The 13087-nt window shown below is 67.5% G+C and carries 12 protein-coding genes and 1 pseudogene; 4 read left to right on the plus strand and 9 right to left on the minus strand.

Going from position 1 to position 13087, the window contains the following annotated elements; genetic code table 11:
* Positions 1-353 precede the first annotated feature (353 nt).
* On the minus strand, positions 354-1256 hold the full coding sequence (locus AB0B58_RS28365) for an epimerase (RefSeq protein ID WP_360229682.1): 903 nt from the start codon (positions 1254-1256) through the stop codon (positions 354-356).
* Between the two features lie 28 nt (positions 1257-1284).
* On the opposite strand from AB0B58_RS28365, the gene AB0B58_RS28370 reads away from it, so the two are divergent.
* Complete coding sequence (locus AB0B58_RS28370) at positions 1285-2193, plus strand: phosphotransferase (RefSeq protein ID WP_360229684.1); 909 nt, start codon at positions 1285-1287, stop codon at positions 2191-2193.
* A gap of 363 nt (positions 2194-2556) precedes the next feature.
* Here AB0B58_RS28370 and AB0B58_RS28375 read toward each other — a convergent pair whose 3' ends face one another.
* The 4 genes from AB0B58_RS28375 to AB0B58_RS28390 all read right to left on the minus strand — a co-directional run bounded on the left by AB0B58_RS28375 (position 2557) and on the right by AB0B58_RS28390 (position 7835).
* Positions 2557-3306, minus strand: a complete 750-nt coding sequence (locus AB0B58_RS28375; protein WP_360229686.1) for a hypothetical protein — start codon at positions 3304-3306, stop codon at positions 2557-2559.
* A gap of 1101 nt (positions 3307-4407) precedes the next feature.
* Entirely contained in the window at positions 4408-5685 is a 1278-nt protein-coding gene (locus tag AB0B58_RS28380; protein WP_360229688.1) for a threonine/serine exporter family protein, read from the minus strand.
* 1005 nt (positions 5686-6690) lie between these two features.
* Positions 6691-7182: a hypothetical protein gene (locus AB0B58_RS28385; protein ID WP_360229690.1), complete on the minus strand. Its 492-nt coding sequence runs from the start codon at positions 7180-7182 to the stop codon at positions 6691-6693.
* 68 nt (positions 7183-7250) lie between these two features.
* The gene (locus AB0B58_RS28390) at positions 7251-7835 is read right to left on the minus strand and encodes a TetR/AcrR family transcriptional regulator (protein ID WP_360229692.1); all 585 of its coding nucleotides are present in this window, start codon (positions 7833-7835) and stop codon (positions 7251-7253) included.
* Positions 7836-8423: 588 nt separating this feature from the next.
* On the opposite strand from AB0B58_RS28390, the gene AB0B58_RS28395 reads away from it, so the two are divergent.
* Positions 8424-8870, plus strand: a complete 447-nt coding sequence (locus AB0B58_RS28395; RefSeq protein WP_360229694.1) for a hypothetical protein — start codon at positions 8424-8426, stop codon at positions 8868-8870.
* Positions 8871-8874: 4 nt separating this feature from the next.
* Here the strand turns inward: AB0B58_RS28395 and AB0B58_RS28400 are convergent.
* Positions 8875-9834: pseudogene (locus AB0B58_RS28400) on the minus strand (IS630 family transposase); the annotation flags it as partial.
* 87 nt (positions 9835-9921) lie between these two features.
* Between AB0B58_RS28400 and AB0B58_RS28405 the strand changes: the two are divergent.
* A complete protein-coding gene (locus AB0B58_RS28405) occupies positions 9922-10557 on the plus strand; it encodes a hypothetical protein (RefSeq protein ID WP_360229696.1) in 636 nt (211 codons plus the stop codon).
* A gap of 350 nt (positions 10558-10907) precedes the next feature.
* Here AB0B58_RS28405 and AB0B58_RS28410 read toward each other — a convergent pair whose 3' ends face one another.
* Positions 10908-11489 carry a GNAT family N-acetyltransferase gene (locus AB0B58_RS28410; protein WP_360229698.1) on the minus strand — a complete coding sequence of 194 codons (582 nt, stop codon included), beginning with the start codon at positions 11487-11489 and terminating at the stop codon, positions 10908-10910.
* Positions 11486-12073 (minus strand): dihydrofolate reductase family protein, encoded by a 588-nt coding sequence (locus tag AB0B58_RS28415; protein ID WP_360229700.1) that lies wholly within the window; start codon positions 12071-12073, stop codon positions 11486-11488. The genes AB0B58_RS28410 and AB0B58_RS28415 overlap by 4 nt, the downstream gene beginning before the upstream one ends.
* Before the next feature lie 90 nt (positions 12074-12163).
* Here AB0B58_RS28415 and AB0B58_RS28420 point away from each other — a divergent pair, with 90 nt between their 5' ends.
* Positions 12164-12655, plus strand: coding sequence for a helix-turn-helix domain-containing protein (locus tag AB0B58_RS28420; RefSeq protein WP_360229702.1), 492 nt, complete (start codon positions 12164-12166; stop codon positions 12653-12655).
* A gap of 151 nt (positions 12656-12806) precedes the next feature.
* On the opposite strand, the gene AB0B58_RS28425 is transcribed toward AB0B58_RS28420, so the two are convergent.
* Positions 12807-13087, minus strand: a 281-nt coding sequence (locus AB0B58_RS28425; RefSeq protein ID WP_360229704.1) for a hypothetical protein, incomplete at its 5' end; no start/stop codon positions are given.

Consider the following 13087-nt stretch of genomic DNA (forward strand, 5'->3'; position numbering starts at 1 on the left):
GGCGGCTCACCGACCTTCCGCCCCGTCCCCGTTTCGACCACGGGTCACGTGCGAACAGGCCAGGGCCCGGATCCGTCTGGACACCTGGCCTGTTCTACTGATCGCGCTGGTCCGTCGAGCGCCCGACTTGCGGCAGATCCGGATGGCGTCAGGACCGCGTGGGTGCGGAGATACCGTTCGGCGTGGCCGGCGAAAATGGCGGCATGCGTGCGACGCCTGGTGGGAGGCTCTGAGCCCGCGGCTGCGGACCAGAGTGATGGTGAGTCGGAAGCTGGCCGTGCGAGTGCGACCGAAACGTGGGACGGCCCTGCCCCGGGTCGACTCGCTGCTGACTTTCGGCGCAACGAAGCGCGTCAGTGCGGGTAGGTGAAGGTCGCCTTCGTACGCAGCGCCCACTCGATCGTGTCACGAGCCGTCTCCGCGAACGGCCGGGGCCGGTAGCCAGCCAGCCGCGCGCGCTCGCCGGAGAGCTGGAATACACCGTCGTCACTGCCGTCGCGGGGTTGCACGATGAACCCGCCGAGGTCGTCGACGTTCTCGTCCTGCGTCCACTTGACGGTCGCCGTTCCACCACCGGCCCGGCGGCAGGTGTCGAGCATCTGGGCGAAGGTCATCGGTGGCGGCATCACGTTGAACGGGCCGGTACCGATCCGCAGCAGGAACGCGGCCAGGTCACGGACATCGGTCACCTGGACCGACTGCGAGGCCCGAGCCGCGCACGGGACCACCCCGGCGCCGGCCATGGCGAGGGCCCAGCTGGTGAACGCGCCGAACGGATCACCGGGGCCGCTGATCAGTCCCGCGCGGACGGACGTCGCCCGGCCGGGCATGGCCGCCTCGGCCGCCTGCTCGCAGGCGACCTTCAGGTTGCCGTACTCGCCGTCGTCGGGCTCCGCCAGCAGCAGCTTGGCATCCTCCGACCGGCCCGCCTCGGCCGAGTGGGGATAGGCCGCGATCGAGGACATGAAGACGTACTGCCCGATGCGCGGGGCCAGCAGCCCGGCGGTGGCGGCGACCTGGCGCGGGTGGAAGCCGCTGAAGTCAAAAACCGTGTCCCAGGTGCCGGTACCGAGCGCGGTCAGGCCGGCTGGGTCGCCGTCCGCGGTCCGGTCGCCGATCAGGCGGGGCACGCCGGGAAACAGATCCGTGCCCGTACGCCCGCGGTTGAACAAAGTGACGTCGTGCCCAGCTTGCAGGGCGTGCTCGGCGAGGTGACGACCGAGGTACTTGGTGCCGCCGAGAATCAGCACGCGCATAGCGGGGCTCCTTGGGCAGAATGCCGTGGTGATCGAGACAACGCTGCCCAGCTGGCTTCCCGACCTCGACGGCACGATCGTCGGCGGTGATCTACTGCGCGGCTGGGCGCTGTCGGAAGTCTGGCGGATCCGCCTGGACGGTGCCACCCGGAAATCGGTGATCGCCAAGCGGGGCGTCGGCGAGCCGGCCGGCGAAGCGCGGCGTTATCACGAGTTGGTCGTTCCGCTCGGGATTCCCGCGCCGCGGTTGCTCGCAGCGGGCGGCCCGGGGGTGATCGTCCTGGAGGACTTCGGCGGCGACAACCTCGAGGACCGCCCGACCGCCGAAGGATACGAGCAGGCCGTCCGCGTCCTGGCCCGGATCCGTGCCGAGTCGGCGCTGCGCCTGGCTTGCGACCCAGCACTGGCCGCCGGTCTGCGCCGGTCAACCGCCGATCTCGTGGCCGTGGCGGCACGGGCCGACGCGGCGATGACAGCCCTGCGCCCAGACCTGGCCGGCGCGCTCGACGACCCGGTCCGAGCGATGACCGGCCGCCTGGAGCAACTCTCCAGCGAACCCGAGACCATCGTGCACGGCGACTTCCAGGCGAAAAACCTGCTGCACACCCCCGGCGGCGGGATCGTCACCATCGACTGGTCGGACGCCTACGTGCACCCACACCTCGGCGACCTTTACCTCCTGCTCCGCGAGGGCCGGAAACAGGGCCGGATCGAAAGCGTACGGATGGAAGCCTTGCCGGAGCTGTTCGCGCACGAAGCCGGCACCGACCCGCAGACGGTGACCGATCAGCTGGTGACCGGCGGCCTGTGCTGGACCATGAACGCGCTGCGCTGGGTCGTGGAGACCGGCGTCCACGCGGTCCCGGTGTCCCGCGGATGGATCGACGAACTGGTCACCGATCTTCGGGAGTTGGCCGGGCGTCATCAATCTGTGTGAAGTCGGCGCCGGGTAGGAATCATCGCCACGACGGAACACCTCGTACCGATCCGGGTGGACGTCGTCAACGTTCTGACTCAACGAGAACTGCACGCTGGCCGCCATTCGACACGACATCGGACGCGCTGTTCTCGGCTAAGCCGTGCACCTGTTCATCAAACGGCGGACACGGACAGTGACTGCCGTGCCGGGCTGGCGCGCGATGACTGCGGCAGATCAGTGCGTCCGCGAGGCTACAGGCGGGCGAATCGTCGCCGCGGATATCGTGAAACGCGCGGCGGAGCATGAGAGTCAACTTTGAAGGACCTGATGCGCCGATCGGATCCCACCACGACAGCCGGCGTCAGCATCGATCGGCGGTGCTCAGCCCCACTTCACCGGGTTGCCGGCGGCCAGCGAAGCCGCGCACAGCATGCGCAGCGACCCGAGCCAGTGGCCCCAGCGCTGCGCTGACTGGGGACGGGTCACTACAGCCAGCCGCTCCGGGGTCACCGGCAGAACGCTGCCCACTAGGAACAGCGGCAACCGTACGGTGCCGTTCTCGCCAGTGAACTCCACCACGTCACCACCCAACGCGCGCTGCACGAATCGCTTCGCGCGGAACACTACGGCCGGCGGATCGGTGCCGGTGTCCAACACGAAGAAGCCGTCCGGGTCGATCCCGGCGTGCAATTTCCCGGTCCACCCGAACACCGAGCCATGCGACCCGATACAGCCGCAGATTGCATGCCCGGTCGCCTCGTCGAGCAGCACAGTCTCGGCGACCGTGCTCACCTGGCTCTCAAATACCTCGAGCTCGGACAGGACGGCAGGCACGTCGGCCGCCGGGATCCAGCCGTCGTTCGTGGTCGGTAGAACGTCACGCAGAGTGGGCAAGAGCGACCAGCCGATCGCCTCGCACGTCTGCCGGATGGCGCGCTGGCCGCCCAGACTGCCCAGGTCAGCCCAGGCGACTCTGAAGTTTTCGTGCACGCACCCTGCCGCGAACCACCGCCGCGCCACCGGATCGTTCGGCGTCAGCAGATCTAGCCAGCCGTCCTCGTCGAAGCCGATCGGGCCCTCTAGGCCAGCGTCCTTCCAGCAACGGCAGTACACGAATCCACTGAGCCCCACCCGCGACAATCTAGTGCAATCGATAGCGTGCTGCCCCTGTATTCGTGCCCCTGCGCGCGCTGGCCGCGGCTACGGTCTGAGGACCGATTCCCGGTCGGCACGGCCGGTTGGGAGCGCTGTGATTTCAATGCACTCTTCTCGGCTAGATCAGTGCGCGTAAGAACAGACTTTCTCCCCGGCTCGGACAGAGTCGTCGAGGACGCCGCCGGGTCGGTGGCGAACTCGGCCAGTCAGGTAACGCCAAGAACATCGGTGGCGATGCATCCGCCGCGGATTGACACCGCCGCCGCGTCCGCTCTTCGTTCACGTAGCGACGGCCGGTAGCCGAACGCACGGTCCGTACGTGATCCATGCGTGATCGACAGCCCTGGCGGGAAATGTCACCCATCAGCATTAATCGACATTCAGAAACGGCGAACCTGCAGGTAGGCTGATATTCGTCGGCACGACACGGCACCATTAAGCAATAGACGACAGTAAGATCTACTTTAATCCGCGGGTTGTAGGTTCAAGTCCTACGCGGCGCACCATGCTTCACCAGGCCGTATAGCTTCTGAGCCATACGGCCTTGATCTTTGTGGGACGTCGGTGGGACGTATGTGGACGCCGCCGTTTGACGCCCCTGCGATGGCGGACTGCCTGGTCGCGGGCCGCTTCGGACGGGCGGATTCGACCGGCCCAGCGGATTTCGCCGGGCGGCCGTTGCCGGCCCACCACCCCGTACACCCGGCACGAGCCGCGCCTGGACGACCGCCGCGGGCGCCGCACCTTCGCTGGCCGACAGCTTCAGCAAGGGGTGCCGAACCGCGCGGTTCTTGGGTCTTCGCCTCGACGAAACAGCGTGCGGCCGTCCCACGCGACGATGCCGGGCTCACCGCCGAGACACCGGCAGTTCCGATCAAGCACGACCATGCCGCCGTTTCGGCGAGATGTCGTGCGCCGACCCGTTCGTACGACCCACCGTGTCCATGGCCGCCATCGGCTCCTCCTCGCGCTGCCCGCCGATGCAGACGGAAGGCCGTCGACGGGCCGTCCGCGAACGGTTCGTGGACAAGATCCGCCTGTGGACAATCTCGGTGGAGCGGCCCTGCGGCTTCGGGCCTACGCGGATCGGCGGCGTGCGAGCGTGGCGAGGCCGCGTGCCAGCGCGCGGTAGAGGGGGTAGCCGCAGAGCACTCCGAGTGCGACCGCGATCATCGATCCGACGGCGGAGACGAACTCCTGGGCACCCGCGGGGTCGCCCCGGCCCAGATACTTGGTAACCCCGATAACGCTCAATGCTCCCGGTACGAGCAACCAGAAGGCCGGCATGAAGGAGACCAACGCCGGGGGCCCGGAGGGCCGCCGTTCGACCAGGTACGCCACGGGAGTCATGGCGATGGCGCCGATGAAGCCGCTGAGGTAGCCGCCGAACACCTGGTCGCCCAGGAACTGGGCGATCCAGGCGGTGTAGAGGACGAGGCAGAGCCACCGGAGGGCGCCGCGCGGGGCCGAGTGGTGCAGGTAGTCCCCGAGCGCGATGATCAGTACGCCGAGCCAGGGCGTCCACCAGCCGAGCTCATGGCTGGCGGAGGCGGCAAGCCTATCCGGCGGGGGCAGGCCGACCACATGGGCGGCGCCGATGATCCCGAAGGTGAGCAGCATGAGTTGTAGCGCCCCGGCCACCAGGCGACTGGCGCCGGAGACGATCTCGGCGGCGGAGATCTCGACGACCGCCATCGTGAGCATCGCACCGGGCAGGAACGTCACCAGCGGTGGGACCATTGCCCGCAGGTCCGCCTGCGCCCATCCCTGCCCGACGACCAGGAACGTGACGGCCGCGACGGTAAACGCTGCTGCTACAGGCAGGATCATCTGGATGCTGCTCCATCGCCTGGCGAGGAGCTTGAGGCCGCCCACGAGCGCGCCGAACAGCGCGGCGAGAACGAGGTCTCCCCAGGTCGGCTCCAATACCAGGCAGATACCAGTGGTGAGCACCACGTGGCCCAGGACGCTGACCGTGGGCCTGAAGCGCGGAGTCATCTGGCCGACCTCGTGGATCCGCCGACTGCCTTCTGCGGGTGAGATTTGCCCGCCTTCGGCAGCTTTGAGGATCTCGAACACCGCCGCCGTTTGATCGAGCCGCAGATGACCGGCCAGCCGACTGGTGGACTCCAGGGCTACCGGACGCCCGGGTTCCATCGAGATCGCCAGGTAGGTGGGCAGCACGCTGACCCGAGCCTGGGGAGCGCCGCACACCTCCGCCAGGTGGTGCAGATGGTCCTCGATGAGGTTGACGGCCTCACCAGAGGCCGTCAGCGCGCTGCCGAGGTCGAGCAGGAACTGCTGGAGGTCCTTGTCGGCGGTACCCGGCTGCCCGGGATGTGTCGTCTCTGCCATCCGAGGCCTGTCTCGTTCCTCGTAGAATCCAGTTGCGCCATGGCAAGCACTCGGGCGATTGCCATCGTGGCGATTCCGGCGTCGTGACCAATTGTCGTGATCAGTAGGCGCAGCCACCGTCCAAGCCGATGGCGGCCGGGCGCAGATCAGCCTGCACCGTTATGCCTGAGCGCGCCGCCTGGATATCACCGCGCTGCGGCCAAATCGCATCACCGGCGATGCCGGGATTCGGCTCAGGCCGTATGGAACCATTGCGCGCATGACCGGGCGCCCCTTCCCCGGCTACGACGACGACCCGATGTCCTCGGCTCGATGAGGCAGTCGAGCAGGACCGCTGCCCGGTCGATCCTGGTGAATTGTATGTGCGGCGGCTAGGAGCGTGCCCCTTATTTCGCGTTACCGTTCCCGCACTGCAGATTTGCCAGGGCGCCAGCTTACTCTGTATTGATCTCTGCCGCGCCGAACCGGGCCACATCCAAACCCAGCCCATCGCCCTGCCGGTCCAGCAGGTACTGACCCGGGTCACGGACAACCTGACCAAGCAGGCCCGCAAGCGGGTCAGCGCCAACTACGGCCCACCCGGCGCGACCGTGTGGGCCGACCCGGTACACACCCACGAAGTGCTGTGCCTACCCCGCGCCCAGCCGAACCCATAAACGGCGGCATCGCCCGACCTGGTGGACGGCACGGCGACTACCTGAACCCAGGCAGCCCGGACCCCGGCCCGCGCCTGGACGGGACTGTAGATCTTTTCGGTTTTTTCCGGCCCGACCGCCCGGGGTGAGCCTGGGTGAGGAAGACGTCGTGATGGCACCGCGAATCACGGTTCGCAGCGGTGGTCGACCACGGTGAGTCTTCGCCAGGCGCCGGGCAAAGCAGGCGGATGGGACCAGGCATTCACCCTGGTCCCATCCGGTGGCCGGGGGCAGGGTTCGAACCTGCGGCCATCTGCTTGTTGAGGCGGTTCACCGCCGGCCGTTGGCCGTTGGCCGGCCTGACGGTTGCTCAGGCGGTGCGGATGCCTCGTTCCTGGCGGCTCTGGGTGATGCGATGTTCCGCGACTTGGCGGGCCTTGTCGGCGTCGCCGATGGCGGCGCCCAGGATGTCGGCGAGTCCTTGAACACCGCCGGAGGCACCCCAGTGGCCTTCGCGGATCTCCATCGGGAAGACCCACACCCGGTGATGGGCGTTCTTGTCCCCGGAGCCTTCGGCGCGCACTACCGCCTCGGTGATTTCCGAGATGAGCTGCTGCTTCTTGACGGTGCCGTTGAGCTGTCCCTCCGGTACCCCGGCGATGACCCGGTAGTGGGGCTTGTCGGGGGTGGTGCCGCCGACGAAGACCTCGGGCCGGTGCAGGAAGGCCCAGGAGATCTGGCGCACGAAGGCGTTCGACGGGTCGGCGCCTTCGGCGCGCATCAGGATCGAGGTCAACTCGTCCATCAGGATGTGTTCGGCGTCCGGGTCGAGCGCGCCGGTAGGGATGTAGACGTCGAGCATTGGCACGGGTGTCTCCTTTGAAGGGTGCCCAGATGGGGTGCTGGGGTGGGCGGTTGGGTGTTGGGGGGTCAGAGCAGCGCGGTCAGTTCGGCGATGACGTCGTCCAGTGGCGCGGTGCTGCGCTGGGCGCGGGCCAGGATCACCGCGCCCTCGATGGCGGCGACGGTGAGCGTGGCCAGGGTCGCCGCTCGCTGTTGCGGGACATCGTGCGCGGCGAGCAGGTCGCGGTATTGCTCCTGCCAGCCGACGAACACCTCGCGGGCGATCTCGGAGGCGGCGGGCATCAGGTCGCTGCCGTCGACGGTGAGCCCGACGAGTGGGCAGCCCGAGCGGTAGTCGCTGGTTGTCAGCAGCGACCGAAAGAACTCACCCAGGCGCGCGAGCGCCTCCCGTGGGTGTACCGGGCCGTCGTCCTGCCGCAGGAACGCTGACATCCGGTGACCGGCGACGCGGGCCGCTGCGGTGATCAGCTCCTCCCGGCCGCCCGGAAAGTGGTGGTAGACCGACCCCCGCGGCGCGGCACTGTCGGCGAGAACGCCGTCGATGGTGGTACCCGCCGCACCGCGAGTGGCCAGCAGCTTCACCGTGCTGTTGACCATGCGCTCCCGACTGCTGAGCTTGCCGCGGGGCATCGGTACCTCCTTCGTCGTCACGGTATGGAATATAGCAGACACCATATTTTGCCTGCAAGGAGGCTGTTCTCACACGCGGCCAGCGGCGCGGAACGCTCGCGATGAGCTAAAGATGCGTGCCGGAATGCCGACGGATCGGGACATGGCGCATGGCCTCACAGGTGTCCCCGGGCGGCGTAGCCGCTGGAGGACCGCTCCATCTCCGGCAAGTTGCCGCCCCGGCTGTTCCTCCCGGCGGGCATAGCCCCACTGACCCTCGGGCTGGCCAACGTGGACGGCAGCCGCGACTCCCTGCTGATCCGGGGTTGATCGCCTGCCCGATCGTGGCGGTGACCCTGGCGGGTGAACTGGGATCGGGTGTCGCCCCAGGCGTTGCGGGTCATGGATGAACCCAGCGCAGACGGCGTGGCGTTGTGCGACGAAGGCAGCACGCCCCGTAGTCTTCCGAGTTGGCTGGATCATGCCGGGCACGGCTTCACGCCCGCCAGGAGCGGACACCCACTACAACCTCACCCCCTTTACAAAGAGGTGCAGGTGAACGACTGCACCGGTATGACCCTTGTAGAGTCCGCCGATCCATCGCCAACCAGCTAGCAGAGATCGACACATATGAACGAACAAGTCGGCGCCATTTTGGCGTACTGGAACGAGCACCGCCAACAGCTTCGTCAGTCGGAGACGCAGCGCGCGACTTTGACGAATTTCTTCCTTGTGATTACCGCCGGCCTCAGTGGTTTCACCGTCCAGCAAAAATTCGCCATCGGCACGGTGGCCGTGGCCGGACTAATCATGGGAATTGGAATATACGGCGCTTTGTCAAGTGCAAAATGTCACGAGCGGGCACATTATCATCGCACGCAAGCTCGTGCGCTCACGGCGACGCTGAAGGATCTCGGCGCACTCGCCGACAACCCTCACCTCCAGGAATTCCGAACCGAGCACGACCGCGAATTTCCACGATTGAAAAAGATCCGTCTTCACTGGCTTTGGACCGGACTGCATCTCGCCGTAGCGGCACACGGAGCCACCCTGGGCGCGATTGCCCTACTCCGATAGCTATCTAGTGTCGTGAGTCGTTAATGCGGGTGCAGTAGCGGGAGATGGATTCGAGGATCTGGTCGGCGGTCTTGGTCCAGACGTAGGGTTTCGGGTCGTCGTTCCAGGTCCCGATCCAGTCGCGGATGTCTTTGTTGAGGGCGCGGACGCTGCGGTGGGTGCCCCGTTGCAGCTTCTTCGTTGTCAGCTCGCCGAACCAGCGCTCGACCAGGTTGAGCCAGGAACTGCTGGTCGGGGTGAAGTGCAGGACGAAGCGTGGGTGCCCGGCCAGCCAGCGCTTGATCGCCGGGGTCTTGTGGGTGGAGGCGTTGTCCAGCACCACATGCACGTCCAGGTCGGCGGGGATTTCACGGTCCAGGGTGGTCAGGAACTTCTTGAACTCGATCGCGCGGTGCCGGGCGTGGAGGCTGCCGATGACCTTGCCGGTGGTCAGGTTCAGAGCGGCGTAAAGGCTGGACGTGCCGGCGCGGACATAGTCATGGCTGGCTCTGGCCGGGGTGCCGGGCAGCATCGGCAGCACGGGCGCAGTCCGATCGAGGGCTTGGATCTGCGATTTCTCGTCGACACACAGCACCACGGCCCGTTCGGACGGGTCGAGGTAGAGCCCGACGACGTCACGAACCTTGTCGATAAACTGCGGATCCTTGGACAGCTTCCACGTGTCCTGGCGGTGCGGCTGCAGGCCGAACGCCCGCCAGATCCTGGAGACCGCGGTCTGTGACAGGCCGACCTCGGCGGCCAGCGACCGGGTCGACCAGTGCGTGGCGTCCTTCGGCGTAGTCTCCAGCGTGGTGGTGATGACCCGCTCCACGTCCGCGTCGGCGATCGTGCGTGGCCGGCCCGGCCGCGGCTCGTCCAGCAGCCCCTGAAGCCGTTCGGCGGCGAACCGGTTACGCCACTTGTGGACCATGTTGCGCGAGATCCCGAGATCCTCGGCGATCCGGCCGTTCGGCGCGCCCGCGTCCCGGTACGGCAGTACCGGGCGGACTCCTCGTGGCGGCCGCGGCGCCGGGGTCGATGGCTTGTGTTCGCCACGGTGCACGGTCCCGGCGTGGTCGTGACGGCTTTCGAGGGCCCGGAAGCCGACCGCCACAGCTGGCAGAAAGGCGACCCTTGGCCCGATCCCTACAGAGCCGACGCCCGGTGGCTGGCCCGCTCGATGCGGTCGAACACTGCCTCGCACCCGGAACAGTTGGCGGCCTGCGGCTACGAGCGGGTGGCCGGCGGCCCGGACGAGCGTCACGAGATCTGGGGCAACGCCGAGTCTCCCGGCCTTCCCGTGGTGTGCCGCTCGGACCGGTCGTGGTCGTGGCTGCACAACCCGGGCGAGCTCTGGCAGTGGGACGCGACGCCGACCGTGCCACCGAGCATCCCGGATCCGATCGCGCTGCGCCGGTGGGCCCCGGAGGTCGAGGAGTGGCGCATCCCGGCCGGCCCGGCCGGCCCGTTCCGTGGTGAGCCGGCCGACCTGCTCGCCTACCACCACCTGCGGCCGGAGGAGGGCGGCAAGCTGGGCAGCGAGTTCCATTCCTGGGGCCACCCGCGCCCGCACTTCCACGCCGGGCCGTACATGATCGCCGCGAAGCGGGAGTGCGAATGGGTGGACGAGAACAACCGTGACTGGGAGCGCAGCCTGGCCACGCTGAAGTGGCGCAAGACCGGCGAGTGGGGCGTCGAACCCGACTAGGTTCTGTCCGCGGATCACGCCGCCGCCCGCCACGGGTGGGCTGCGCCGGCACCAACGGCTCCAACACAGCCCATTCCTCACTGCTCAGATCACCACGCGCCAGACCGGTTCAACAACCGTCATCCATGATCACCACGCATGATCCGCGGGACAGAACCCAGTGCCGTGACCAGGAACGTTCACGATGTTGAAGAAGGGCAAGCGGTGGGCCCGCTGGGCCGCACACCGCGCCTCGCCCTCCACGCGCAGACCAGCGCCCCCGATCCTCGCCCGGACCGCGAGACGGTTCGACCGATTGGCGGTACGGGGAATCTGCACGAGTCGCCGGATCATGCCGCGCGACCCGCAGGCTATGCCGAACCGGGCCACTCGTCGCAGAGCAGCGCATAGCCGACGCAGTCGAGCCACTCGCCGGATCGATGCAGGGAATCCCGGACGGTGTAGAACTCACGGCGCATCCCGACACGTTCCATGAGTCGCCACGATGCCTCGTTGGCGGCGAAGCAGGTGGCCGTCACGCGGTGCAGCCCGAGATCCTCGAAGCAGAGCCGGAGCAGCTCCCGGACGGCTTCGGTGGCGTATCCGTGGCCGGCGTGCTCCGGGTGCAGCACCCATCCCAGCTCCGCTTGCACGCCGCGGGCGCGTTCGGCGATCTCCGCCTGGGCCCAGGCGTCCTCGATCCTCAACATGAGGTCGCCGATGATCGTACCGCTGTGCTCGATCACGAGGGTCCTGGCCAGACTGTCGGGGGCCAGGAACCAGGTCCGGTGCTCGTCCAGGGTGGCAGAAGCACGGGTGATCCAACGGCTCACGTCCTCGCGGCGGCGGAAACGCCAGGTGGCGTCGGCGTCGTCCGCGGTTGCCGGCCGCAACGTCAGCCGGTCGGTGTGCAGTGGCCAGGTCAACACGGCAAGTCCGGTGCTCATGGTCATGCACGCAACCTACGGACGGCGTATCGGTGGAGCGTGACGCCCTGGTCGAAGCGCACCTGCTCGAGCAGGTCCAGCTCCAGCGGCTCGTCGTGGCTGTCGAACAGCGGTCGGCCGGCACCGAGGATGACGGGGTGGGTGAAGAGCAGCAGTTCATCCAGCAGCCCGGCCCGGAGCAGCGCGGTTGCCAGCGTGGCACCCCCGACGCCGATGTCGCCCTCGGTCTGCGCGCGCAGGTCCGCGAGCGCGCGGACGGCGTCGTCGGCATTGATGACCCGCGTGTTGTGCTCGGCGCTGGTGCGCGTTCGCGACACCAGCACCTTCGGCATCGAGGTCCAGATCTGACCGTACTCGCGAAGGAAGCCGGGCAACGAGGCGTCGTCGCGCGCTCTCGGCCAGAATCCCTCCATCGTCTCGTAGATGGTGCGTCCCTGGACCATGAGCGACAGCGCTCGCGCTCGTGAGTTGAACTCGTGGTGCAGGGACTCGCCGATGCGCATCCACGATCCGCCGCCTTGCTCGTCCTTGGCGTGCTCGATCCTCAGGTCGAGGGACACGTTCATCCAGTACACGAACCGGCCTGGCATCAGCCCTCCAGTGATAGCGGTCTGCTACTGCTAGCCGCCACCCTAAATAGAGTGATAGTAATCTGCAATCACTTGCGAGGAGGGCTGTCGATGGATCCCGCGCCACGCTCGGGCTGCCCGATCAATCAGGCGGTCGAGGTCCTGGGCGACCCGTGGGCGATGCTCGTGTTGCGCGACATCATGTTCGGCGACCGGCGTCACTTCCGCGTACTGCTCGCCGGCAGCGAGGAACGCATCGCCCCGAACATCCTCAGCAGCCGCTTGCGGCGGCTCTCGGATGCGGGTCTGCTCACGCGGCAGGAAGCCCGGCGTGGGCAACGGGCGGCCTACTCGCTCACGGAGGCCGGCATCCAAACGTTGCCGGTCATGGTGGCGCTCGGCTCGTGGGGCCTCGCCCACCGCAGCGGCGAACGTCGCCTGCGGGTTCGTGCAGAGTTGCTACGCGACGGCGGCCCGGGACTACTCGCTCGTTTCATGGACGATCTGCGCCACCTGCACCTCGGCGCCCCTCGGCCGGATCCTCACGCTCCGCGAGCGGCCGACGAGCTCCGCTCGGCCTACGAGACCGCATTGCACGAGTAAGCGTGCCGGCAATCTCCACCCCGGTCCGGCGTCACTGCGGACCGGCTCACTACATCACCAAGGACAACTGCGAGAATTGCCGGCGACAGAGCCGGTGCCGGTAGCGACGAACCCCGAACGCGCGTTATCTGCGGCAGATCAGTGCACCTGATCAAGCACCATGCGTTACTGGTCTATCCGTGGCAGGAGCGACAAGATCGAGCAGATAGCTGCTGGCATCGCCGGTGTGCCGGATCGCTTCTACCTGCTGCGGATACGTGCGCTGCGTTCCGCGTCCATGGCCAATCGGCACCAACCGCACGATGCGCTGCACCCGCCAAAGCCGTTGCACACTCCCCTGCAACGCCTGCTCAACCTCATCCACCACATAGTTATCGGCGACGCTGACGTTTCCTCGCACTCGCACCCGTGCGCCTCGCCCGGGGAACGGCT

Source organism: Actinoplanes sp. NPDC049118, from assembly GCF_040648555.1.
Classification (GTDB): domain Bacteria; phylum Actinomycetota; class Actinomycetes; order Mycobacteriales; family Micromonosporaceae; genus Actinoplanes.